General features: G+C 67.0%; 23 protein-coding genes. 12 read left to right on the top strand and 11 right to left on the bottom strand.

The features are described 5' to 3' along the window. Positions 1 to 71: 71 nt before the first annotated feature. The 9 genes from folP (at position 72) to phoR (ending at position 9,538) form a co-directional block, all read left to right on the top strand. Positions 72 to 965 (top strand): dihydropteroate synthase, encoded by an 894-nt coding sequence (gene folP / locus CY652_RS07080; protein WP_258002218.1) that lies wholly within the window; start codon positions 72 to 74, stop codon positions 963 to 965. A gap of 46 nt (positions 966 to 1,011) precedes the next feature. Then, the gene (gene glmM, locus CY652_RS07075; protein ID WP_102129997.1) at positions 1,012 to 2,379 is read left to right on the top strand and encodes a phosphoglucosamine mutase; all 1,368 of its coding nucleotides are present in this window, start codon (positions 1,012 to 1,014) and stop codon (positions 2,377 to 2,379) included. Positions 2,380 to 2,730: 351 nt separating this feature from the next. Then, complete coding sequence (gene pstS / locus CY652_RS07070; protein WP_102129996.1) at positions 2,731 to 3,762, top strand: phosphate ABC transporter substrate-binding protein PstS; 1,032 nt, start codon at positions 2,731 to 2,733, stop codon at positions 3,760 to 3,762. Between the two features lie 149 nt (positions 3,763 to 3,911). Beyond that, a complete protein-coding gene (gene pstC, locus CY652_RS07065; protein WP_102129995.1) occupies positions 3,912 to 4,898 on the top strand; it encodes a phosphate ABC transporter permease PstC in 987 nt (328 codons plus the stop codon). Continuing rightward, entirely contained in the window at positions 4,895 to 5,791 is an 897-nt protein-coding gene (gene pstA, locus CY652_RS07060; protein WP_102129994.1) for a phosphate ABC transporter permease PstA, read from the top strand. The genes pstC and pstA overlap by 4 nt, the downstream gene beginning before the upstream one ends. 21 nt (positions 5,792 to 5,812) lie before the next feature. After that, positions 5,813 to 6,619: a phosphate ABC transporter ATP-binding protein PstB gene (pstB, locus tag CY652_RS07055; protein ID WP_180970448.1), complete on the top strand. Its 807-nt coding sequence runs from the start codon at positions 5,813 to 5,815 to the stop codon at positions 6,617 to 6,619. 23 nt (positions 6,620 to 6,642) lie between these two features. Then, entirely contained in the window at positions 6,643 to 7,347 is a 705-nt protein-coding gene (gene phoU, locus CY652_RS07050; protein WP_102129992.1) for a phosphate signaling complex protein PhoU, read from the top strand. Positions 7,348 to 7,384: 37 nt separating this feature from the next. Beyond that, complete coding sequence (phoB, locus tag CY652_RS07045) at positions 7,385 to 8,086, top strand: phosphate regulon transcriptional regulator PhoB (RefSeq protein WP_102129991.1); 702 nt, start codon at positions 7,385 to 7,387, stop codon at positions 8,084 to 8,086. A 138-nt stretch (positions 8,087 to 8,224) separates the two neighbouring features. After that, entirely contained in the window at positions 8,225 to 9,538 is a 1,314-nt protein-coding gene (gene phoR / locus CY652_RS07040) for a phosphate regulon sensor histidine kinase PhoR (RefSeq protein WP_102129990.1), read from the top strand. A gap of 88 nt (positions 9,539 to 9,626) precedes the next feature. Here phoR and ppk1 read toward each other — a convergent pair whose 3' ends face one another. Continuing rightward, on the bottom strand, positions 9,627 to 11,690 hold the full coding sequence (gene ppk1 / locus CY652_RS07035; protein ID WP_102129989.1) for a polyphosphate kinase 1: 2,064 nt from the start codon (positions 11,688 to 11,690) through the stop codon (positions 9,627 to 9,629). Between the two features lie 197 nt (positions 11,691 to 11,887). Between ppk1 and ppx the strand changes: the two genes are divergently transcribed. After that, positions 11,888 to 13,468, top strand: coding sequence for an exopolyphosphatase (ppx, locus tag CY652_RS07030; RefSeq protein ID WP_102129988.1), 1,581 nt, complete (start codon positions 11,888 to 11,890; stop codon positions 13,466 to 13,468). Between the two features lie 106 nt (positions 13,469 to 13,574). On the opposite strand, the gene CY652_RS07025 is transcribed toward ppx, so the two are convergent. The 3 genes from CY652_RS07025 to CY652_RS07015 all read right to left on the bottom strand — a co-directional run bounded on the left by CY652_RS07025 (position 13,575) and on the right by CY652_RS07015 (position 16,025). Continuing rightward, positions 13,575 to 14,393 carry a GNAT family N-acetyltransferase gene (locus CY652_RS07025; RefSeq protein ID WP_102129987.1) on the bottom strand — a complete coding sequence of 273 codons (819 nt, stop codon included), beginning with the start codon at positions 14,391 to 14,393 and terminating at the stop codon, positions 13,575 to 13,577. 479 nt (positions 14,394 to 14,872) lie between these two features. Next, on the bottom strand, positions 14,873 to 15,070 hold the full coding sequence (locus CY652_RS07020; protein ID WP_102129986.1) for a hypothetical protein: 198 nt from the start codon (positions 15,068 to 15,070) through the stop codon (positions 14,873 to 14,875). A 262-nt stretch (positions 15,071 to 15,332) separates the two neighbouring features. Then, a complete protein-coding gene (locus CY652_RS07015; RefSeq protein ID WP_102129985.1) occupies positions 15,333 to 16,025 on the bottom strand; it encodes an SDR family oxidoreductase in 693 nt (230 codons plus the stop codon). A gap of 183 nt (positions 16,026 to 16,208) precedes the next feature. Here CY652_RS07015 and CY652_RS07010 point away from each other — a divergent pair, with 183 nt between their 5' ends. Then, positions 16,209 to 16,784, top strand: a complete 576-nt coding sequence (locus CY652_RS07010; RefSeq protein ID WP_102129984.1) for a TetR/AcrR family transcriptional regulator — start codon at positions 16,209 to 16,211, stop codon at positions 16,782 to 16,784. 20 nt (positions 16,785 to 16,804) lie between these two features. On the opposite strand, the gene CY652_RS07005 is transcribed toward CY652_RS07010, so the two are convergent. Further along, complete coding sequence (locus CY652_RS07005) at positions 16,805 to 17,746, bottom strand: 2-dehydropantoate 2-reductase (RefSeq protein ID WP_102129983.1); 942 nt, start codon at positions 17,744 to 17,746, stop codon at positions 16,805 to 16,807. Continuing rightward, the gene (locus CY652_RS07000) at positions 17,743 to 19,170 is read right to left on the bottom strand and encodes an MATE family efflux transporter (RefSeq protein ID WP_258002217.1); all 1,428 of its coding nucleotides are present in this window, start codon (positions 19,168 to 19,170) and stop codon (positions 17,743 to 17,745) included. The genes CY652_RS07005 and CY652_RS07000 overlap by 4 nt, the downstream gene beginning before the upstream one ends. 181 nt (positions 19,171 to 19,351) lie before the next feature. Here CY652_RS07000 and CY652_RS06995 point away from each other — a divergent pair, with 181 nt between their 5' ends. After that, on the top strand, positions 19,352 to 19,810 hold the full coding sequence (locus tag CY652_RS06995) for a MarR family winged helix-turn-helix transcriptional regulator (RefSeq protein WP_102129981.1): 459 nt from the start codon (positions 19,352 to 19,354) through the stop codon (positions 19,808 to 19,810). Between the two features lie 151 nt (positions 19,811 to 19,961). Here the strand turns inward: CY652_RS06995 and CY652_RS06990 are convergent, their stop codons facing one another. From CY652_RS06990 to urtC, 5 genes are all read right to left on the bottom strand, one after another. After that, a complete protein-coding gene (locus CY652_RS06990) occupies positions 19,962 to 20,723 on the bottom strand; it encodes an SDR family NAD(P)-dependent oxidoreductase (protein ID WP_102129980.1) in 762 nt (253 codons plus the stop codon). Positions 20,724 to 20,734: 11 nt separating this feature from the next. Then, entirely contained in the window at positions 20,735 to 21,730 is a 996-nt protein-coding gene (locus CY652_RS06985) for an acetamidase/formamidase family protein (protein ID WP_102129979.1), read from the bottom strand. 77 nt (positions 21,731 to 21,807) lie between these two features. Next, a complete protein-coding gene (urtE, locus tag CY652_RS06980; protein WP_102129978.1) occupies positions 21,808 to 22,503 on the bottom strand; it encodes an urea ABC transporter ATP-binding subunit UrtE in 696 nt (231 codons plus the stop codon). Positions 22,504 to 22,505: 2 nt separating this feature from the next. Beyond that, entirely contained in the window at positions 22,506 to 23,252 is a 747-nt protein-coding gene (urtD, locus tag CY652_RS06975) for an urea ABC transporter ATP-binding protein UrtD (RefSeq protein ID WP_102129977.1), read from the bottom strand. Positions 23,253 to 23,280: 28 nt separating this feature from the next. Then, entirely contained in the window at positions 23,281 to 24,357 is a 1,077-nt protein-coding gene (gene urtC, locus CY652_RS06970) for an urea ABC transporter permease subunit UrtC (RefSeq protein ID WP_102129976.1), read from the bottom strand. Between the last annotated feature and the right edge of the window lie 3 nt (positions 24,358 to 24,360).

Here is a 24,360-nt window from a genome sequence, read left to right as displayed (position 1 = left end):
GGCCGGTGTGAATTCACATCGGCCCGCTTTGCTTTGCAAAGCCGTATTTCCGATTTCCGACCGTTTTCGACGTGCCCCCCGTCCAAGATTCGCAGGCCAGCCGGCCGCTTCCCGGACCGCTCCGCTGCGGTCGTTTCACGCTGACTTTCGAGCGTCCGCTCGTGATGGGCATTCTGAACGCCACGCCGGACTCGTTTTCCGACGGCGGCCAGTTTTTCTCGTTCGACGACGCGTTGCGCCGGGCCGAGCGCATGATGCTCGACGGCGCCGACCTGATCGACATCGGCGGCGAGTCGACGCGACCGGGGGCGCCGCCGGTGCCGCTCGACGAGGAGCTCGCGCGCGTCGTTCCGCTCGTCGAGCGGCTGCGCGGCGCGAGCGTGCCGCTTTCGGTCGATACCTACAAGCCGGACGTGATGCGCCACGTGCTCGCGGCCGGCGCGGACCTGATCAACGACATCTGGGGATTCCGGATGCCCGGCGCCGTCGACGCGGTGCGCGACAGCACGTGCGGCCTGTGCGTGATGCACATGCTCGGCGAACCGCAGACGATGCAGACGCGCGAGCCCGACTATCGCGACGTGGTGACCGACGTCCGGCGTTTTCTGGAGGAGCGCGTGACAGCACTCGAAGCCGGCGGCATTGCGCCGGAGCGGATCAGCGTCGACCCGGGCTTCGGCTTCGGCAAATCCGTTATTGAGCACAACTATGCCTTGCTCGCGCATCTGGCCGATACGGCGCCGCGCGCGGCGCGCCGGTATCCGGTGCTGGCGGGCATGTCGCGCAAGTCGATGCTCGGCGCGTTGACGGGGCGCGACGCGTCCGGCCGGACGGCGGCGAGCGTGGCCGCGGCGGTCTGCGCCGCCGAGCGCGGCGCGGCGATCGTCCGCGTGCACGACGTAGCCGAGACGGTCGATGCACTGAAAATATGGGCCGCGGTGCGCGACGCCGCGCGCGGCGGCTGAGCGGCGCAGGCCGCCTGAGTACGGGAACAAGAGGAGGGAGCAGATCATGGCACGTCGCTATTTCGGTACGGACGGCATTCGGGGCAAGGTGGGCGTCGCGCCGATCACGCCCGATTTCGTCCTGCGGCTCGGCTATGCCGCCGGCAAGGTGTTGGCGGGCGACGCGCAGCACACGGGCACGGCGTCGTCGGGGCAACGGCCGACGGTGCTGATCGGCAAGGACACGCGCGTGTCGGGCTACATGCTCGAGGCGTCGCTCGAGGCGGGGCTGTCGGCGGCGGGCATCGACGTGATGCTCGCGGGACCGATGACGACCCCGGGCATCGCCTATCTGACGCGGGCGCTGCGGCTGGCGGCGGGCGTCGTCATCAGCGCTTCGCACAATCCGTACTTCGACAACGGCATCAAGTTCTTTTCGGCCGACGGCAACAAGCTGCCCGACGAGGTCGAGACGCGGATCGAGGCGCAGCTCGAAGCGCCGCTCGAATGCGCGCCGTCGGAGTGGCTCGGCAAGGCGCGGCGCCTGCACGACGCCGGCGGCCGCTACATCGAGTTCTGCAAGGGCACGTTTCCGCAGGCGTTCAATCTGCGCGGGCTGAAGCTCGTCGTCGACTGCGCGAACGGTGCCGCCTACGATATCGCGCCGCACGTGTTTCACGAACTGGGCGCGGACGTCATTCCGATCGGCGTGTCGCCGAACGGCTTCAACATCAACGACGGCGTCGGCGCGACGGCGCCCGACGCGCTCGTGCGCGCCGTGCGGGCCAACCACGCGGACCTCGGCATCGCGCTCGACGGCGATGCGGACCGCCTGCAGATCGTCGATTCGGGCGGGCGGCTCTACAACGGGGACGAGCTGCTGTACGTGCTCGTGAAGGACCGCATCGAGACGGACGGCAAGGTCGAGGGCGCGGTCGGCACGCTGATGACCAACATGGCGATCGAGCAGGCGCTCGGCCGTCTCGGCGTGGCGTTCGTGCGGGCGCGCGTCGGCGACCGGTACGTGCTGGAGCAGTTGCGCGAGCGCGGCTGGCAGCTCGGCGCCGAAGGCTCCGGCCACATCCTGTCGCTCGACCGTCATACGACGGGCGACGGCATCGTTTCGGCGCTGCTCGTGCTGGCCGCGATGAAGCGCAGCGGCCGGACGCTCGCTCAACTGCTCGAAGGCGTGAGCCTGTTCCCGCAGACGCTCATCAACGTGCGCATCGCGCAGGGCGCGGACTGGAAGGAGAGCGGCGCGCTCCGGCAGGCCGTGCAGGAGGCCGAGAGCGCGCTGAACGGTTCGGGCCGCGTGCTGATTCGCGCCTCGGGGACCGAACCCGTGCTGCGCGTGATGGTCGAGGCGAGCGACGAGCACGCGGCCGCTCGCCATGCGGACGCGATCGCGGCCACGGCGAAACGGGCCATCGCCTGATTTGTCGATACGGGCGCGGCAACGGGTGCGGTAAACCGTACGCAGCGGTACGGAAGGCGGGGCATGACGGAAGATGCTCCCGCCGCAGAGGCCGGGGCCCGCTTGCCGGCCTCCGGGCGGTACCGGTCTGACGGCAGGACGGCCCGACGGGCGCGGGCACAAGGTTTCGCGGCCATTTCCCCTGGCGGCGAAGCGAGGCGGATTCGCCGCCGATCGGCTTTCCCGACCTTCCCGCTTCCTTTCAATCGGTAATGCAGTTGTCACGCCAATTTCACGAAAAGTCACGTTACTGTCATAAAGAGACCCTAAGCTTCGCGGTGTTGTTTCCCCGCTCACACACTGGAGGTCTCGATGAAATTGATGCACACCGCGTTTGCTGGCGTTGCCGGCGCGCTTTTCGCGATCGCTGCGCAAGCCGCCGACATTACCGGCGCGGGTAGCACCTTTGCCGCACCCATCTACATGAAGTGGGCGGACGCTTATCACAAGTCCGGCGGCGGCCAGGTCAACTATCAAGGCATCGGCTCGTCGGGTGGCATCCAGCAGATCATCGCGAAGACGGTCGATTTCGCCGGTTCGGACGCGCCGCTCAAGGACGACCAACTGGCCAAGGACGGCCTGTTCCAGTTCCCGACGGTAGTCGGCGGCGTGGTGCCGGCGATCAATCTGCCGGGCATCAAGGCAGGTCAACTGACGCTGTCGGGCCCGGTGCTCGGCGACATCTACCTCGGCAAGGTCACGCACTGGAACGATCCGGAAATCGCCGCGCTGAACCCGAACCTCAAGCTGCCGAACACGGCCATCGCCGTGGTGCGTCGCGCGGACGGCTCGGGTACGACGTTCATCTGGACGAACTACCTGTCGAAGGTGAATCCGGAATGGAAGTCGAAGATCGGTGAAGGCGCGACGGTTAGCTGGCCGGTCGGCACGGGCGGCAAGGGCAACGACGGCGTCGCCGCGTTCGTGCAGCGCCTGCCGGGCGCGATCGGCTACGTCGAGTGGGCGTACGCCAAGCAAAACCACATGATCTACACTGCGATGAAGAACGCGTCGGGTTCGGTGGTCGAGCCCTCGACGGACACGTTCAAGGCCGCGGCGGCCGGTGCCGACTGGCAGCGTTCGTTCTACCAGATCCTGACGAACGAGCCGGGCAAGAACTCGTGGCCCGTGATCGGCGCGACGTTCGTGCTGCTCCAGACCACGCAGGAAAAGCCGGCGCAGGGCGCGGAAACGCTGAAGTTCTTCGACTGGTCGTTCCGCAACGGCGGTCAGGCCGCGGACGATCTGAACTACATCTCGCTGCCGCCGTCGGTCGTCAATACGATCCGCGCGCAGTGGAAGACGAAGATCAAGGGCGCGAACGGCCAGCCGATCGCCGAGTGATACGCGCATGACCCCGCCGCGGCGCGAGCCGCGGCGGCAGTCGACTTCTCGCACCGCTGCCGCCTGGCGTCCCGGTTCTCGCCGGGCCCGGGCGGCTTGCAGTATGTGCCGCCCGGCATCGTGCCGGCGGCAACCGGAAACAGGTCATCATGTCCGACGTCCCGCTTGTGTCGAATTCGTCCGGCCGTCTCGCGCAGCAGAAGGCGCCAGGCCAGGCCGGCGACCTCATCTTCGGCGGTCTGGCACGTCTCGCCGCCATCCTTACGCTGCTGATGCTGGGCGGCATCATCGTCTCGCTCATCATCGAGTCGATGCCGACCATCCATAAGTTCGGCTTCAGCTTCCTCTGGACTGCCCAATGGGATCCGCCGAGCGGCCAGTACGGCGCACTCGTGCCGATCTACGGCACGCTCGTCACGTCGGTCATCGCGCTCGTGATCGCGGTGCCCGTCAGCTTCGGCATCGCGCTGTTCCTGACCGAGCTCGCGCCGTCCTGGCTGCGCCGTCCGCTCGGCGTCGCCATCGAGCTGCTGGCGGCGATTCCGTCGATCGTCTACGGCATGTGGGGGCTGCTCGTGTTCTCGCCGATTTTCGCGACCTGGTTCGAGCAGCCGCTCGGCGCGGTGCTCGGCAGCATTCCGCTCGTCGGCGCGCTGTTCCAGGGCGCGCCGATCGGCATCGGCATTCTGTGCGCGGGCGTGATCCTCGCGATCATGATCATCCCGTACATCGCCTCGGTGATGCGCGACGTCTTCGAGGTCACGCCCGTGCTGCTCAAGGAGTCGGCCTACGGGATCGGCTGCACGACCTGGGAAGTGATGTGGCGGATCGTGCTGCCGTTCACCAAGACCGGCGTGATCGGCGGCGTCATGCTCGGCCTCGGCCGCGCGATCGGCGAGACGATGGCGGTCACGTTCGTGATCGGCAACACCAACCTGCTCAGCAACGTGTCGCTGTTTTCGCCGGGCAACAGCATCACCTCGGCGCTCGCCAACGAGTTCGCCGAGGCGGCCCCGGGCCTGCACGTCTCCGCGCTGATGGAACTGGGCCTCATCCTGTTCGTGATCACGTTCATCGTGCTCTCGATCTCGAAGCTGTTGCTGCTGCGTCTCCAGAAAGGGGAGGGCGCGCGATGAGCGAGCCGATGCTGAAAATTCCGGGCGCGATTTACGGGCCCGAACTCGACACGATGCGCGCCCGCCTGCAGCGCCGCCGCCGCGTGAAGAACGTGATCGCCCTGACGGCCTCGCTGCTGGCGATGGCCTTCGGCCTCGTCTGGCTCGTGTGGATTCTCTACACGACGCTGAGCCTCGGCGTGGGCGGCCTGTCGGTCGAGCTGTTCACGCAGTCCACGCCGGCACCCAACACCGACGGCGGCGGGCTCGCGAACGCCATCGTCGGCAGCCTGATGCTGGTGGGGGTGGCGACGGTCATCGGCACGCCGATCGGCATTCTCGCCGGCGTCTATCTCGCCGAATACGGGCAGAGGTCGTGGCTCGCCGGCATTACGCGCTTCATCAACGACATCCTGCTGTCGGCCCCGTCGATCGTGATCGGCCTGTTCGTCTATGCGCTCGTGGTGGCGAATCTCGGTCACTTCAGCGGCTGGGCCGGCGCGCTGTCGCTCGCGCTGCTCGAAATTCCGATCGTGATCCGCACGACGGAGAACATGCTGAACCTCGTGCCCAACGCGCTGCGCGAGGCCGCGTTCGCGCTCGGCACGCCGAAGTGGAAGATGGTCATGTCGATCACGCTGAAGGCCTCGGCCGCCGGCATCGTGACGGGCGTGCTGCTGGCCGTTGCGCGCATCGCGGGCGAGACGGCACCGCTCATCTTCACGTCGCTGTCGAACCAGTTCTTCACGTGGGACATGAACCAGCCGATCGCGAACCTGCCGGTCACGATCTTCAATTTTGCCATGAGCCCGTTCGCGCAGTGGCAGTCGCTGGCCTGGGCCGGCGTGTTCCTCACCACGCTCGGCGTGCTGAGCCTGAACATCATCGCGCGCACGTTTTTTTCCAGAAAGTAAGGGCGGAGTAACCCGATGAACATGGCAGAGAGTCACCTCAACACCGCGGGACAGGGCGCCCAGACGGCGACCGGCAAGTCGAAGATCGAAGTGCGCGACCTGAACTTCTTCTACGGCAAGTATCACGCGCTGAAAAACATCAACCTGCAGATTCCGGAAGGCAAGGTGACGGCGTTCATCGGCCCGTCGGGTTGCGGCAAGTCCACGCTGCTGCGCACGTTCAACAAGATGTACGCGCTCTACCCCGAACAGCGCGCCGAGGGTGAGATCCTGATGGACGGCGAGAATCTGCTCGCCTCGCGGCGCGACATCTCGCTCCTGCGCGCGCGCATCGGCATGGTGTTCCAGAAGCCGACGCCGTTTCCGATGTCGATCTACGACAACATCGCGTTCGGCGTGAAGATGTTCGAGACGCTCTCGCGCCCGGAAATGGACGATCGCGTCGAATGGGCGCTCACCAAGGCGGCGCTCTGGAACGAGGTGAAGGACAAGCTCGGGCAGAGCGGCTACGGCCTGTCGGGCGGCCAGCAGCAGCGCCTGTGCATCGCGCGCGGCATCGCGATCCGCCCCGAAGTGCTGCTGCTCGACGAGCCGTGCTCGGCGCTCGACCCGATTTCGACGGGCCGCATCGAGGAGCTGATCGCCGAGCTGAAGAGCGACTACACGGTGGTGATCGTCACGCACAACATGCAACAGGCCGCGCGCTGCTCGGATTACACTGCGTACATGTACCTCGGAGAGCTGATCGAGTTCGGCGACACCGAGAAAATCTTCATCAAGCCGGTCCGCAAGGAAACCGAAGACTACATCACCGGCCGCTTCGGTTGAGCGCGGGTCCATGGGAGACTGATATGTCAGACAAACACCTTTCCAGCCAGTACGACGCCGACCTGAATCTCGTTTCGTCGAAGGTGCTCGAGATGGGCGGCCTCGTCGAGTCGCAGATCGTCAAGGCCATGGAAGCGCTCAACGGCTTCGACGGCGAGATCGCCGACACGGTGGTCACGGTCGAGGACCGCGTGAACGCGATGGAGGTGGAGATCGACGAGGAGTGCAGCAACATCATCGCGCGCCGCCAGCCGACCGCGCGCGATTTGCGCCTCCTGCTCGCGATCTCGAAGACGATCACGAATCTCGAACGCGCCGGCGACGAGGCCGAGAAGATCGCCAAGCGCGTGAAGCGCCTGATGGAAGACGGCGCGTCGCGCTCGGTCAACATCGCCGAGATTCGCGTCTCGGGCGAGATGGCCGTCTCGATCCTGCGCCGCGCGCTCGACGCGTTCGCGCGGCTGGACACCGTCGCAGCCGCGCAGATCGTGCGCGACGACAAGGCGATCGACGAGGAATTCCGCGCCTTCGTGCGCAAGCTCGTCACCTACATGATGGAAGACCCGCGGATGATCTCGGTCGGTCTCGACTACCTGTTCATCGCGAAGGCGATCGAGCGGATCGGCGACCACGCGAAGAACATCGCCGAGTTCATCATCTACATCGTGAAGGGGACGGACGTGCGGCACAAGTCGCGCGACGCGCTCGAACGCGAAGCGCTCAGCTAACCCCATCCATCCGTACAGACACGGTCAAGAGGTGTCGATGCCCAGCAGCATTCTCGTCATCGAAGATGAGCCCGCCATTTCCGAGCTGATCTCCGTGAACCTGCAGCACGCGGGCCATTGCCCGATTCGTGCCTACAACGCGGAGCAGGCTCAAAACCTGATCAGTGACGTGTTGCCCGATCTCATCCTGCTGGACTGGATGTTGCCGGGCAAGTCGGGCGTCGCGTTCGCGCGCGACCTGCGCAACAACGAGCGGACCCGGCATATCCCGATCATCATGCTGACCGCGCGCGGCGACGAGCAGGACAAGGTGCTCGGCCTCGAGATCGGCGCGGACGACTACGTAACCAAGCCGTTTTCGCCGAAGGAGCTGATGGCGCGGATCAAGGCGGTGCTGCGCCGCCGCGCGCCGCAACTGACCGAGGACGTCGTCGCGATCAACGGGCTGAAGCTCGATCCGGCCACGCACCGCGTCGCGGCCCATGCGGACGGCAGCGAGATCAAGCTCGATCTGGGCCCGACCGAATTCCGCCTGCTGCATTTCTTCATGACTCACCCCGAGCGCGTCCACAGCCGCACGCAACTGCTCGACCAGGTGTGGGGCGACCACGTGTTCGTCGAGGAGCGCACGGTGGACGTGCACATCAAGCGCCTGCGCGCCGCGCTCAAGCCGGCCGGGTGCGATGCTATGATTGAAACCGTGCGCGGCAGCGGCTACCGGCTGGCGAAAACGGCCTGACGGGGCGTTCGGCGCCGGACACGGCGCCTGGCTTCGCGCCGTCGTCCCGGCGACGTGCCGCGCATCCGCCCGCGCCGCTCACGTGGCTCCGATACGGCATCCCGGTCCGGCACGGACGATCTTCTCGGTTGCTGGAACATGAACATCATCTGGGCACGCTCCCTCGTCTCGGTTCTGCTGCTCGCGCTCGTCTGCAGCGCGGTGGGCGCGTTCTTCGGCGTGCGGGTCGCGCTGGCCGTTGCGGTCGCCGCGCTGCTCGTGCAGGGCTTCGTCAGCACGTTCCACAAGCAGCGGCTCTGGCGCCTGCTCGACGCGCCCGTGTACGGCGAGGTGCCGAGCGCACCCGGCATCTGGGGCGAAATCTATTACCGGCTGCACAAGCTCGCCAAGCGCTGGCACGCCCAGGTGCGCCAGGTGGAGCAGCAGCACTCGCGTTTCATCCAGGCGATCCAGGCCTCGCCGAACGGCGTGGCGATGCTCGACGACCACGACCAGATCGAGTGGTGCAACGCCATTTCCGAGGTGCATTTCGGGCTCGACGCGAGGCGCGACCTGCGCCAGCACATCACGCATCTCGTGCGCCAGCCCGAGTTCGTCCGTTACCTGAACGCGCACCGGTACGACGAGATGCTGATCATGCGCGGCATGGGCGCGAAGCGTCAGAACGTGCTGTCCGTGCAGGTGTTTCCGTACGGCGAGAACCGCAAGCTCGTGCTCTCGGAGGACATCACCGAGCTGGAACGCACCGACGCGATGCGCCGCGATTTCGTCGCGAACGTGTCCCACGAGCTCAAGACGCCGCTGACGGTCCTCTCGGGTTTTCTCGAGACGATGCGCGAGCTGCCGCTGTCGGACGGCGAGCGGCAGCGTTACCTCGAGCTGATGGAGCAGCAGGCCGCGCGGATGCGCCACATCGTGACCGATCTGCTCGTGCTCGCGAAGCTCGAAGGCGAGGGTGCGCCGCCCGACGATCAGATGGTCGACATGCGCGCCGTGCTCGGCCATCTGCGCGAGGACGCCGACGGTTTGTCCGGTGGCCAGCACCGGATTTCGTTCGAGATCGACGACGGCCTCAGCGTGACGGGATCGGAGACCGAGATTCTGAGCGCGCTCGGCAACCTCGTGACGAATGCGATCCGCTATACGCCGGGCGCGGGCAGCGTTCACGTCGCCTGGGTCGAGGAGAACGGCCACGCGGTGTTCTCGGTGGCCGACAGCGGGTTCGGCATTCCGGCCGCCGACATCCCCCGGCTGACCGAGCGCTTCTATCGCGTGGACCGCAGCCGTTCGCGCGACACGGGCGGCACGGGTCTCGGCCTCGCGATCGTCAAGCACGTGCTGCAGCGACACGAGGCGCAGCTCGACGTGAAGAGCGAGGAGGGGCGCGGCAGCACGTTCACCGTGCGTTTCCCGGCGGCGCGGACGGCGCGCCGGCAGCCGGCGCCGGCCTGAGCCGGCGTTTCCGCCCAACGGGCAATGACGGCAACGACGCCGGCGCGGCTTTCGCGCGGCGCGAGTCGCCTCGCCTCGGCCAACCGATTCAGGAACAGAACTTCGTGAGCAGGTTGATCTGCGCGCTGCGCGTCGACTTGCCGGGGCGGCGCCGGCGGTAATGGCCGTCGCTCTGCATGATCCAGGCCGACTGGTTGTCGCCGAGGAATGTCGACAGCCCTTCGGCGATCACGCGGCGCTTGAGCCGGCGGTCGCGGATCGGGAACGCGACTTCGACGCGCCGGAACAGGTTGCGGTCCATCCAGTCCGCGCTCGACAGATAGACGCGCTCTTCGCCGTCCGCATAGAAGTAATAGATGCGGTGATGCTCGAGAAAGCGGCCGACGATCGAGCGCACCGTGATGTTCTCGGAAAGCCCCGGCACGCCGGGCTGCAGCGAGCAGACGCCGCGCACGATCAGGTCGATCTTCACGCCGGCCTGCGAGGCTTCGTAAAGCTCGTCGATGACGGTCGGTTCGAGCAACGCGTTCATCTTCGCGACGATGCGCGCCCGGCGCCCGGCGCGCGCGGCCTCGGCCTCGGCGCGGATGGCCTCGACGAGTCTCGGATGCAGCGTGAACGGCGACTGCCAGAGTTCGTGCAGCTCGAGCTCGCCACCGATGCCGGTCAACTGCTGGAAAACGTGATGGACGTCCTCGCAGATCTTCTGCTCGGCCGTCATGAGCCCGAAGTCGGTGTAGAGGCGGGCGGTGCGCGGATGGTAGTTGCCGGTGCCGAGGTGCACGTAGCGGCGCATCACCATGCGGCCGTTGACGGGCATGCGCCGCACGATCAGCATCATTTTCGCATGGCACTTGTGGCCGACCACGCCGTATACGACGTGCGCGCCCACTGCTTCGAGCTGCGACGCCCAGTTGATGTTGGTTTCCTCGTCGAAGCGCGCGAGCAACTCCACGACGACGGTTACTTCCTTGCCGTTGCGCGCGGCTTGCATCAGCGCATCCATCAGCGGCGAGTCGGTGCCGGTGCGGTAGATGGTCTGCTTGATCGCGACGACGCTGGGGTCGTGCGCGGCCTGCAGCAGCAGTTCGAGCACCGGCTGGAAGCTTTCGTAGGGGTGGTGCAGCAGCACGTCGCCCTGGTCGATGACGTCGAACAGGTTGCCGCCCGCCGCGATGCGTTTCGGAATGGCCGGAACGTGCGGGACGAACTTCAGGTCGGGCCGGTCGACCATCTCGGGCAACTGCATGAGCCGAACGAGATTCACGGGCCCGTTGACGTAGTAGCAGTCCTTCTCGCTGAGACCGCTTTCGTCGAGCAGGCGCCGCGCCAGATGGGACGGCGTGGCGGCCGACACTTCGAGGCGCACCGCATTGCCGAGGTGCCGCGCGGGCAACTCGCCCTGCAGCGCGACGCGCAGGTTGGTGATTTCGTCTTCGTCGACGAACAGCTCGCTGTTGCGCGTGATGCGAAACTGGTTGCAACTGCGCACGACGAGGTTCGGGAACAGCTCGCCGACGAAACGCTGCAGCAGTCCGCCGAGCAGCGCGAAGCCATGCGGATAGCCCGACAGCTCCTGGGGCATGCGCACGAGCCGGGGCAGCGCGCGCGGCGCCTGCACGATGCCCATGACCGCCTGGCGGCCGAACGCGTCCTTGCCTTCGAGTTCGACGACGAAGTTCAGGCTCTTGTTGAGCACGCGCGGGAACGGATGCGCGGGATCGAGACCGATCGGCGTGAGGACCGGGAGCAGTTCGTCGAAGAAATACTGGCGGGCCCAGGCGGTCTGCGCCTCGTTCCAGGTGTCGGTGCCGTGAAAGTAGATGCCTTCCTGCTCGAGCGCCGGCATCACCGTGTCGTGCAGCATCGTGTATTGCCGGTGCACGAGCCGCTGCGCGCGTTCCACCACGAGGTCGTACACGTGCTGCAGCGACATGCCGTCGGGCGAGAGCGTGCCCGGATTGTCGCGCATCTGCTCCTGCAGGCCGGCCATGCGGACTTCGAAGAATTCGTCGAGGTTGCTGCTGGTGATGCAGATGAAGCGCAAACGTTCCAGGAGCGGAACGGCCGGATCTGCTGCCTGAGCGAGGACGCGCTCGTTGAAGCCCAGAATGCCCAGTTCGCGATTGAGCAGGGGGTAGCGGAGGGACATCGGCAGTGAGAATGGAATGTCGGACAGGGACTCGAAAGGACGTTCGGAAATTCTCACAGTAAGATGACAGTCTTATGATATTTGGGCTGTCACAAATTCTACTCTGCAATTTCGCGGCCCCGTCAACGGAAAGTGTAACCGTGCATACTGGCTGAAACTGTGTCCGCGGAAGGACGAAGACCCCCGGTACGCTTAGAATGGCGTCTTTGAACAGCACGACCGCCGCAACGATGGCGGTCGCGTACATGGAGCCCGCCCGACCGATGGTAAATATTCCGCAGTTGCTTGCCGCAGTGGATCTTGGTTCGAACAGTTTTCGCCTCATCGTCGGTCGGGTCGAAGAGACCGACGCGGGCAGCCAGATCTACCCGGTCGATGCGCTGCGCGAGCCGGTGCGGCTCGCGGCCGGGCTCTCGAAGGACAAGATGCTCGACCGCGCCTCGCAGGTGCGCGGCTGGGAGGCGCTCAAGCGCTTCGGCGAGCGGCTGCGCGATTTTCATCCGGACCACGTGCGCGCCGTCGCGACCAACACGCTGCGCATCGCGAAGAACGCCCGCGAATTTCTGGGCGAGGCCGAGAAGGCGCTCGGGTTTCCGATCGAAGTGATCGCCGGGCGCGAGGAAGCGCGGCTCATCTACGCCGGCGCGGCACACTCGGTGCCGGCGAGTCCCGGCAAGCGGCTCGTGGTCGACATCGGCGGCGGCTCGACCGAGTTCATCATCGGCTCGCACTACACGCCGATCCGCATGGAAAGCCTTTACATCGGCTGCGTGAGCCACAGCCGCACGTTTTTCCCGACGGGCAACGTCGACGAGTACACGATGCGCCAGGCCGAACTGGCGGCGACCCGCGAAATCCAGATCATTTCGGCCGACTACCGGCAGACGGGCTGGGACCAGGCCATCGGCTCGTCGGGCACGGCGCGCGCGCTCGCCGAACTCGTCGAAGCCAACGGCTTCAACGACGTCGGCGTGACGCACGGCATTTCGCGCGGCGGCCTCGAGCGGCTCAAGCGGGCGCTCGTCAAGGCCGAGAACGTCAACCGCCTCAAGCTGGCCGCGCTCAAGGCCGACCGCGTGCCGGTGCTGGCGGGCGGGCTCGCGATCATGATCGCGGTGTTCGACGAGCTCGGCGTCGACTACGTCGATACGACCGACGGCGCGCTGCGGCTCGGCGTGCTCTATGACCTGCTCGGCCGCTCGCAGCACGAGGACATGCGCGCGGTGACCGTCGAAGGGTTCATGCGCCGCTACGGCGTGGATCGCGCCCAGGCCGCGCGCATCGGCGAGCTTGCCGTGCGCTTTTACGAGCAGCTTCGCGAGCCCGACGCCGAGCGGCGCGCGGAGTGCCGGATGTTTCTCAACTGGGCCGCGTCGCTGCACGAGATCGGTCTGTCCATTTCGCACAGCGCCTATCACAAGCATTCCGCCTACATCGCGAGCAACGCCGACATGCCGGGCTTTTCGCGAACCGACCAGGCGCGCCTCGCCGCGCTCGTGCTCGGCCACGCGGGCAAGCTCGGCAAGCTCTCGCAGGCGCGCGACGTCGAGTGGCCGCTGCTGTTCTGTCTGCGACTTGCCGCGCTTCTGTGTCGCCGGCGCGCCGACGTCGGTTTGCCCGACATCGCCGTCGCGAACGGACCCAGCGGCTACGAGGTGCGTCTGCCGGGCGCGTGGGTCGCGAACAATCCGCTCACCGATTACAGCCTCGTCCAGGAAGCGGCCGAATGGGAGAAGATCGGCATTCCGTATCGCGTGGTTTATACCGGCGAGTCGTGACGCGGCGTTTGGAAAGCGGCCCGCTTTCCGGCGATGTCGTCATCGAAAACAGAACGCCCGACAACGTTTGCGCTGTCGGGCGTTCTGTTTTGCCGTTACGGCGGCATCAGCGCGAAGGCGAGTCGCCGAGGAAGTGCCGCGCATAACGCGCGTTGATCTCGGAGAACCGGAAGAGCGTCAGGAAGTCGGCCGTGTTGAAGTCCGGGTCCCAGGCCGGGGCGCCGCAAATCCGCGCGCCGAGGCGCAGATAGCCCTTCACGAGCGGCGGCGGGACGGCCGGCACGCCCGTGCGCAGTTCCTCGACCGGCAGCGGCGTGTGCGGAAACGCGCGATACTCCGGCGCGCTCAGCGTCTGCTCGTCGAGCGAGCAGTACAGGTTCGCGGCGTAGTGCCCGCCGTCGGCCATCGCGACGCTGGCGCAGCCGAGCATCGTTTCGTAGCCGTTATGCAACATATAGGCAGCGAGCCCGGCCCACAGCGACATGATGACGGAACCGCTGCGGTAGTCAGGGTGCACGCACGAGCGGCCTACCTCCACCATTTTGGGGCGCAGGTGCGCGAGGCGCGAGAGGTCGAATTCGCCTTCCGCGTAGAGCCGGCCGATGCGCGCCGCCTGGTGCGGCGGCAGCGCCCGGTAGGTGCCGACGACGCGTAGCGTGTCGAGGTCGCGCACGATGAGGTGATCGCACCAGGGGTCGAATTCGTCGACGTCGAGCCCGGCCGGCCCGGCGAGGCGGGCACCCATTTCGTCGGCGAAGATCCGGTAGCGCAGATGCTGGGCCTCGCGCAGTTCTTCTTCGCTGCGCGCCCACGCTACCTGCAGACGATGCTGCGGCGTGACCGTTTCCCGGGCACGCGGCAGATGCCGATGGGATTCGAACGAAATCGAAGCGAGGGGCGGGGTAGGCGTCGACATTTCTCGCATGGTGCGTCCCAGGTCGAAAGGTAATGAAACTTTTTCGCCAATTTAGTAATGGGCGGTTACGTTTGGATGGCAAAGCGGTGACGATTCCATGACGACTAGTAAGGTCGGAGTCCCTGGCACGGTTGGCAATGTCGGCCGCGATTCAGGTGGCCGGCCCCGGCTGCCGTTAACCGTCAAGGGCGTTTGACCGCCGCTTTTCCGCGACGAAGAACGGGTTGGCAGGCCTTAACGATCGGCGTCGCCGATCCGGCGCAGGGGGAGCAGAGACGAAGCGCGGGGCATGCGCTGGAGCGCGAAGCCGGTGGTTTTCTCGGCTTTCGTATTGCGGTTGTCGTATTGCGCCGGGTGGCCCGACCGGGCGGCGGCAGGGCCGGGACGCGATCGGCAGGAGAGGGCGCCGGCGGATCGGCCACTACACCCGTGCCCGGGTCGGAGCCGCAGTCGGACGACCCGTCCGCACCCGGTCGGGCGCTGTCCGGTCAGCGTTGGCGGGCGAAGCCTTCGCGCCACAGCACCGCGCCTACGCCCGTCAGTAGCGAAATATCGTCCGAGCCGAGATGGTTCCACACCTTGGCCAGCCACTCGGCAAAGCCCGTGCAGGTGTCGGCGAGGTCGATGTCGATGTTGCCGTCTTTATTCAAGTGCTCGAAGATCGCGATTACGTCTTCTGTTTTCATGCTTTTCCCCGTCGGTTTGTCTGATTACGTTGCGTTCTGCGCATTCTAGCCATTTGTCGCGGCGCTTTGGCTGGCGTACTCGCCGGCCGCCCTGTGTTTATTTTTTCCGGCCGGAAAAAAAGCCGCCCACGAATGGGCGGCCCAAGCCACAACTACCGAGGAGACTCGCCTCGATAGTAGAAGGCGACAGGGTGGTGTGCAAATTACCCTGACAATCGTTGACGGTTACCCGTGGCGCATTCGCGTCCGGACGCGCGGCCGGTCAGAGGTATGCGGACGTTTCGGCGCCGAAGGACTTTTTGACCGCGCGCGTCGTGTCGTCGGCGAGAATTTCCGTTTTGCCTTGCCCGATTCCCGCGAGGATTTGCGACGCGACGTCGGCGGGGGTGATCTTGGGGACGTTCAGCCCGGCGGTCATGTCCGTGTCCATGTAGGCGAGATGAACGCCCGTGACGAGCGTTTTCTGCGCGGCCAGTTCCTTCCTGATGCCGTTGGTGTAGGCCCAGGCCGCGGCCTTGGAGGCGCTGTAGGCGCTCGTGCCGTCGATCGTGAGCCAGCTCAGCACGGAAAGAATGTTGACGAGCGCGCCGCCGCCGTTCTTTGCGAGGATCGGGGCGAACGCATCGGAAACGTAGAGGATGCTGAACAGGTTCGTTTCCATATGGCTGCGAATGAGCCCGTCGGCCGCTTCCGCGAGCGCGGGACCTGCCGACATGATGCCGGCGTTGTTGATCACGATACCGACGTCGCCGCACCGCGATGCCGCGGCCTGGGCATCGGCCAGGTTCGTGACGTCGAGCTTGATCGGCACGACGCCCGGAATGTCGATCTTCGACGGATCGCGAGCGGTGGCGTAGACCTTCTTCGCGCCGGCCGCCACCAGCGCCTCGGCGATGGCGCGTCCGAGGCCGCGGTTCGCGCCCGTGACGAGGGCAGTTTGTCCTTTGACTTCCATGATTTCACTCCGTGTGGATACCTGAATCGTTGCGTGACGGCCTCGTCGCGCGGCGGTCGTCCGGGGGCGTCCGATTTCGCGACCATGCGATCGGTCCGGGCACAACGTAAATAAGATGTTGATCGACATCTTATTAGATGTCAAGTATCATCTGAATGTTGAAGTCCTTGGGGGCGAGGGGGAATGAGGAAATCGAGAGAAGAAGCCTCGAAAACGCGGGTGCGGATCGTCGGCGCCGCGTCGGAGCGGCTACGGCGGTGCGGGCTGGAGGCGACGTCGCTGGCCGACGTCATGCGCGACGCGGGGCTCACGCACGGCGGGTTTTACCGGCATTTCGAGTCGCGCGAGCAATTGATCGGCGAGGCTTACGCGGACATGCTCACCGCCGTGGTCGATGCGCTGGTCCAACGGCTGGCGGAGATCCCGGCGGAGCAGCGGTTGCGTGCCTTCATCGAGTTGTATCTGTCGCCTGGACATCTCGAGGATCGGGCTTGCGGCTGCGGTTTCGCGGCGGTCGGAAGCGAGCTCGCGCGGCAGGCGCCGGCCTTGCGCAGCAAGGCGACCGGCGGCTTCCGCCATTTCGTCGAGGCGCTCGTGAACCTTCAGACGCAGGGCGACGCAGCGGAGAAACGCGCGCGCGCGCAGTTCGTCGCCGGGGCGCTGACCGGCGCCATGACGCTCGCGCGCACGGTGGACGACGCGGCGCTGGCCGACGAGATACTGGCGAATACGCGGACGTGTCTCGTCGCGGCGCTGTGAGTCGGGGGCCCGTCGTTGCATCATGGCGTAGCGGTGCCGTCCGCGCGATGCTGCCGCTGATAGACCTGCAGGTGGCAATAGGCGATGCGCACGAGCGGCAGATCGATCGAATGCCGCCCGGCCCGCGCAAGCAGGTCGCCGACGATCGCGTCGGCTTCCACGCGCGCCGCGCCGCTCGCGATGTCGCGCATCATCGAAGCGGCCCACGTCGAGTCCGGATCGAGTAGTCGCGCGTCGATCCGGTCGACGTCCTCGGCGCCGGGCCGATAGCCTTCGGCGGCGGCGACGGCGAGGCACTCTTCGATCGCCTGGTTCATCAGCCGCTTGCCGTCCCGGCTCGCGAGGATGTCGCCGACGGTGCCGCGCATCAGGCACGTCATCGACGCGCCGGCCGCGAGCATCACCCACTTGTTCCAGAGCGCCTGCCCGATGTCGGGCACGAGCGCGCGCACGCCGGGCGAACGGGCGAGCAGGTCGTGAAAGCGCTGCGCGGCGTCCTGCGCGGCCGGCGCGCGTGCGCCGATCTGCACGGTGTCGGTCGGACCGTCGTGGCGGATCGCGCTGTCGGGCCCAAGCGTCGTCGCGATGTATGACACGCCGCCCGCGACGCGCTCGCGTCCGAAGCGGGCGTCTAGCCGGTCATACACGCCGAGGCCGTTCAGGAACGGCAGCACGACCGTCTGAGGGCCGACTGCCGGCGTGAAGTCGGCGAGGGCGGCGTCGAGATCGAAGGCCTTGCAGCTCAGCAGGATCAGGTCGTACCCGGGCTTGAGCGCGTCGCGCTGCACCGTGCGCACCGGCGCGTCGAAGTTGCCGAGCACGCTGCGCACCTGCAGTCCGAGCGCGGCCAGCACGGCCGCGCGTCTCGGCCTGACGAGAAACGCGACGTCCGCGCCGGCGTCGACGAGCCTCGCGCCGTAATATCCGCCGATGGCCCCGGCGCCCACTACGAGAATCTTCATTGTCCTGTCCTTCTCACGGTCTTGCGGTCGCCGCGTCGGCCGGCTGCGAACCAGCGTCCCGAGGCGACCGACCACAGAATGATCGAACCGTATGCCGCCATCGCGGCCGAACCGGTCGCGAAGAAGAGCGGCAGCGATCCGGTGAGCCTCAGCGCCAGCGAGCCGACGCCTGCGTAGAGCGCGAGCCGCAGCGCGCCCGCGCCGAGCGGCCATTCGAGCCGTCCCGCGCCCTGGGCGGCGAAATACAGCGAGAAGCCGAGCCCGAAGAAACCGTAAAACGGGCCGATGATGCGCAGGCAGGTCGAGCCGGTCTGCAGTAACTGTTCGTTCGCGCCGAACAGGCGCAACCACGCGTGCGGCCATAGCGCGGCCGCGACGCCGACCAGTTCGGCGAGCGCGAACGCCATCGCGCCGCCCGTCAGCGCGATGCGGCGTGCGCGCTCGGGTTGCCCGGCGCCGATGTTCGCGCCGACGAGCGCGACCATCGGTGCGCCCAGGCCGAACGCGATCGGCATCAGCAGATATTCGAGGCGGGCGGCCGTGCCGTAGCCGGCGAGCGCCGCGGTGCCCGCGTGCGCGCCGACGGCGGCGCCGGTCAGGGCGATCAGCGCGTTCGTCAGGAGCGGGTTCAGGCACGCGAGGCCGCCGACCGTGAGGATGCTGCGCATCGGCGCCCAGTGCAGCGGGCCGCGCGCGAGGCGGGCCGGATTGCGTCCGCTCGCGCAATACCAGCCCAGTATCGCGGTGCCGGCTGCATAGTAGGCGATCAGCGCCCAGGCGCCGCCGGCGACGCCGAGATGCGGTAGCGGCCCGATGCCGAAGATCAGGCAGGGCGAGAGCGGAATCAGCAGTACCGCGCCGCCGCAGATCACCGCGCCCGGCACGGCCATGTTGCCGGTGCCGCGGATGACGCTGGCGAGCGCGTTCATCGCCCACATGAGCGGCAGGCCGGCGAACACGACGTGTCCGTACGTCGTCGCGGCGTCGAGCGCGGCGCCGTGCGCGCCGAGCATCTGCATGAGCGGCCGCGTGATCGCGAGCAGGACCGCGGAGAACACGATGCCGATCAGCGTGTTGAGCACGACCGCGTGCCGCGCGAGCGGGTCGACGAGCGCGGCGTTGCCGGAGCCGAGCGTGCGCGCGACCGACGACGAGATCCCGCCGCCCATCGCGCCTTGCGACATGTTCTGCATCAGCATCAACACCGGCACGACCACGGCGACGCCCGCGAGCACCTGGGTGCCGAGCTTCGCGAGAAACCACGTCTCGACGAGGCCCGTCGACGACTGGGCCAGCATCATCAGCATGTTCGACCAGCCCATGCGCGCGAGCATCGGCGCGATCGGCGCCTCGAGCATTGAGCGCAGGCGGGGATGGGCCGCGGAGAGCGGTCGCGCGGCGGCGGGAGGAGGGGAGGTGTTCATCGTCGTGCGTCAGGGGCGGCGAGGGAAGTTAAATACGGGTATATGCAAATAGATTGAGTGGGAATGTACTTGCATATGCCCGTATTGGTCAAGATGATTTACACTGTGTACCAGTGTCGGGCCGGGCGTCGGCCCGTCGAGTCTCGAGTTCCGAACTCAAGCCCTGAAGGAGGGGTGCGCCGTGTCGCCGTCGATTCCGAAAGATCCGCTCGTCTGTAACGGAGCCGCGCTGCGCAAGGCTTCGCGCAGGCTCTCGCAGCTCTACGACACGGCGCTCGCGCCGTGCGGGCTCAGCTCGGCGCAGCGCTCGGTCCTCGTTCACATCGACCGGGCGGGCAGCCCGACCATGACCGAGCTCGCCTATGCGATGGTGCTCGACCGCTCGGCGCTCGCGCGCAACATCAAGCCGCTGGAGCGCGACGGCTATCTCGTGCAGCGGCCCGACGAGGAAGACGGCCGCAGCCGTCGCGTGGGGTTGACGCCGGCCGGCCGCGCGAAGCTTGCCGAGGCCAACCGGCTCTGGCGCCGGGCGCAGGGGCGCTTCGAAACGGTGTACGGCGCGGACCGCGCGGCGGCACTGCGCGTGGCACTGGCCGAGATTTATTCGGACGAGTTTGCCGAGGCGTTCGGGCAGCCCTGACGCAGGTCGCCCCCGGCGCCTGATGGACGGGACATTCGGGGGACATTCGGTAAACGAAAAAGGGGGCGACGGGTCGCGTTGCCCGTTGCCCCCGGTTCCCCTGTCCGGAACGCGGACGATTATTTTCGAAGATACGTTCGCGCCGATGCAATCAGAATTGCACGCCGCGCGTGAGCGCGCCGTCGACGAGCACGTTCGCGCCGCTGACGAAACTCGCGAGTGGACTCGCGACGAATGCGACGACGTTCGCGATTTCCTCGGGCCGACCCATGCGCCCCGTCGGGTTCAGGGCCAGCGCCTCGGCGAACAGCGTCGGGTTCGTCTTTTCGATGTGAGGCCAGACGCCGCCTTCGAAGTAAACGTTGCCCGGCGAGACGACGTTCGCGCGAATGCCCGCGCCCGCGAGCTGGTACGCGAGTCCCTGCACGTAGTGGATCAGCGCGGCCTTGAACGTGCCGTACGGGCCGGCCGCGAAGTCGATCTCGCGGCCCGACACGCTCGAAATCGCGACGATCGACGCGGCGCGGCTGCGGCGCAGCATCGGCATGGCGGCATCGACGAGGCGCACCGTGCCCATCAGGTCGGTTTCGAACTCCTGCCGCCACGACGCCTCGTCCTGGCCGATCGCGAGCGCGCTGACGTTCGCGACGACGATGTCGAGTCCGCCCAGTTCCGCGGCCGACGCGTCGACGAAGCGGCGCAGCGCGTCGCCGTCCGAGACGTCGACCGCCGCGCCTGTCGCGCGCTTGCCGCTCGCGCGGAGCTGCCGGACGGTCGCGTCGACGGCGGCCGCATCGCGCGCGCATAGCGCGAGATCGGCGCCTTCGGCCGCGAGCCGCTCGACGATCGCGCGGCCAATGCCGCGGGTGCCGCCCGTGACGAGCGCCTTCAATCCTGCGAGTTGCAGATCCATCGTGGTCTCCTTCAGGCGGCGCTTGCCAGGTAGTGTTTGCTGATCGCGGCGCCGACCGAGTACTTCGGGTCGACGAAGTTGCCGAGCCGGACCTTGCCGCACTGGCTCAGCATCATGTACGCGTCCCAGCGGTCGAAGCCGTATTCCTTCTCCATCCAGAGCACGAGCTCGTGGTAGGCGATGCGCGTCGCGTCCTCGAGCGGGCGGGCGCTGCCGATCGTCATCAGCAGCTCCGACGTTTCGAGCCGCGGCCACACGATGTCCCAGCCCTTGATCAGCTCCACCTGGATCGTCGTGACGCTCGCGTATTCGACCGCCGTGCCGCACACTTCGCCGTCGCCCTGGCACGCGTGCGCGTCGCCGATGAAGAGCCGCGCGCCGGGCGAGCGGACCGGCAGGTAGGTGATGCTGCCGGGCCCCATGTCGGGCACGTCCATGTTGCCGCCGTGATTGTCGGGCGTGAGCGAGTTGATCGAGTCGATCTCCGGCGAGAGGCTTAGCGTGCCGATGTGCGGCCTGTACGGCAGTTGCACGCGCTTGCTCCAGTAGACGCCTTCCTCGTCGAGGTCGATCTTGCGCGTGATCTCGGGCAGCGGGTCGTTCAGCGTCGCCGTGTAGTCGGTGCCGGTCAGCGCGCCGAAGCGCGGAATCAGGCAGCAGGTGCCGCGCGGGTTCTCGCCGCGCGGCAGCATCGACTCGATGTGGACCGCGACGACGTCGCCTTTCTCCGCGCCGTCGATCATGATCGGCCCGTTCTGCGGATTAAGCCACGGCATGCGCAGCTTCTCGGTCGGCTTGTCCTGCTCGGTCTGGATTTTTTTGTCGAACGCGTCGCGCGTTTCGACGACGATCCGGTCGCCGGGCTGCACCTCCATGACCGGAGTCGAGTACGGTCCGATCGTATAGTGGAACGTGCCCTGCCGTTCCTCCGTCAGCGAGTGGGTCGCGCCCACCTTGCCGCGCGCGACGCCGCGGGTGTACATGATCGATTGGTCGAGCCAGTTCATTGCGGTTCCCGATGGTGGTGAGTGGATACGTGGCGCCTCACGGGTACGGTGCGGCGCGCGATGTCGGCCTGCGGACGCTAGACGGCGATCAGCGAGCGCACGTCGTTGGCGTCCATCTCGTCGCCGCGGCCCGCGCTCGCCACCTGGCCGCGCACGAGCACGACGTAGTGGTCGGCGACCGACTGCGCGAAGTCGAAGAACTGCTCGACGAGCAGGATCGACAGCGAGCCCTTCAGCGACAGGATGACGGCCTCGATCTCCTTGACGATCGACGGCTGGATGCCCTCGGTCGGTTCGTCGAGGATCAATAGCGACGGGTTCGTCAGCAGTGCCCGCCCGATCGCGAGCTGCTGCTGCTGGCCGCCGGACAGGTTGCCGGCGATGCGCGAGCGCATCTGCCTGAGCACCGGAAAGAGGTTGAACACGTCCTCGAACGAGAATTGCTTCTCGCTCGCGCGCTCGCCGGTATAGGCGCCGATCAGCAGGTTTTCCTCGACGGTGAGGAGCGGAAAGATTTCGCGTCCCTGCGGCACGTAGCCGAGCCCGGCCAGCGCGCGGCGATGCGCGGGCAGGCGCAGCAGGTCGTGGCCGCGCAGCGCGATCGCGCCGCTCTTCACCGGCAGCAGCCCGACGAGGCATTTGAGCAGCGTGGTCTTGCCGACGCCGTTGCGCCCGAGCAGCACGGTGCAGGTGCCCTCGGCCACCGAAAGCGACACGCCGCGCAGCGTGTGGCTGCTGCCGTAATACTGGTTCAGATCGCTGATGGTGAGCATCGTTAGCGTCCCAGGTAGACTTGAATGACGCGCGGATCGTTGCGGACCTGCGCCATCGGACCTTCGCCGAGCAGCCGGCCTTCGTGCAGCACGCTGACGAGGTCGGCGATCTCGCCGACGAAGTCCATGTCGTGCTCGATCACGACCACCGCGCGCTCCGGCGATTTGAGCCGCGCGATCAGCTCGACCGTGCGCTGCGTCTCGTGATCGGTCATGCCGGCGACGGGCTCGTCGAGCAGGATGACGTGCGGGTCGCTGACGAGCAGCATGCCGATTTCGAGCCACTGCTTCTGGCCGTGCGAGAGCGTGCCGGCGAGGCGCGCGCCGCCGTCCGCGAGCCCGATCGTCTCGAGCACCTCGTCGATGCGCGCGCGCTGTTGTGCGCTGAGCGTCGAGCGCAGCATGCCTGCGTAGCCGCGTCCGTTGCGGATCGCCAGCTCGAGGTTCTCGCGCACGAGCAGCGCCTCGAACACGCTCGGCTTCTGGAACTTGCGGCCGATGCCGAGCCGCGCGATCGCCGTCTCGTCGAGCTTCGAGAGGTCGACCCGTTTGTCGAGGAACACCTCGCCGGCCGCCGGCCGCGTCTTGCCGGTGATCACGTCCATCAGCGTCGTCTTGCCGGCGCCGTTCGGGCCGATGATGGCGCGGATCTCGCCGTAGCGCAGCTCCATCGACAGGTTCGTGATCGCGGCGAATCCGGCGAAGGTGACGGACAGGCCGCTGATGTAGATCGCGGTATCGGTTTTCATCGGGCGGCGGGCGCGGGGGCGCGCATGGTTACTTGCCTCGTTGCAGGCCGGGTCGCACGGCGCCCCACAGGCCGCCGCCGAGATAGACCGTGATCGCGAGCGTGACGGCCGCGAGGATGAACGGCCACACGCTCGGCAGGCGCGCGGAGAGCCAGAACTTCAGGCCGTTGACCAGAATGGCGCCGACGATCGCGCCGATGAGCGTGCCGCGGCCGCCGATCGCGACCCAGACCGCAATTTCGACCGACAGCTCCGGCGACACGATCGTCGGGTTGACGATGCCGACCTGCGGCACGTACAGCATGCCGGCCAGCGCGGCGAGCACGGCGGACAGGCACCACGCGAGCAGCTTCAGCACGTGCGTGCGGTAGCCGAGAAAGCGCATTCGCGGCTCGTCGTCGCGCACCGCGATCAGCGCGCGGCCGAGACTGGAGCGCGTGAGCGCGCGCAGGGCGAGGTACGCGCCGACGAGCAGCAGGCACGACGCGACGGCGAGCGCGACCTGGGTCGGGACGTCGGCGAGCCGGTGGCCGGCGATGCTTGTGAAGCCGGTCAGGCCGTTGTTGCCGCCGAGCCCGACGTCGTTGATGAAGAGTAGCAGCATCAGCGCGTAGGTGAGCGCCTGCGTGATGATCGACAGATAGACGCCGTTGATCCGCGAGCGAAACGTGACGAAGCCGAACACGCCGGCGACGGCCGCCGCGACCAGGACGGTCAGCACGATCGTCGCGCCGAGTCCCGAGAAGAGTCCCCAGACCGTCGGGAACGCAGACCAGCCCATGTACTGCATGAAGTCGGGCAGCACGTGCGTGTCGCGCCAGGCGGCGTCGAGCAGGTAGATGCCCATCAGGTAAGCGCCGATGCCGAAGAAAATGCCGTGCCCGAGGCTCAGGATGCCCGCGTAGCCCCACACGAGGTCGAGCGCGAGCGCGAGCAGCGCGAAGCACATGATCTGGCCGATCAGATTGATGCCGAAGATCGACAGATGCAGCGCGCTTGCCGCCGGAATCACGAAATGAGCGAACGGCACGTAAAGCGCGAGCAGCACGAGCGCGGCCGCGAAGCCGAGTTCCATCTGCTCGCCCATGCCCCGTTTTGCCAGCATGAA

It is taken from the genome of Burkholderia sp. WAC0059, assembly GCF_002870125.1.
GTDB lineage: Bacteria > Pseudomonadota > Gammaproteobacteria > Burkholderiales > Burkholderiaceae > Paraburkholderia.
Note: the sequence above shows the minus strand (reverse complement) of the source record. Positions and strands in the feature narration are given on the sequence as shown.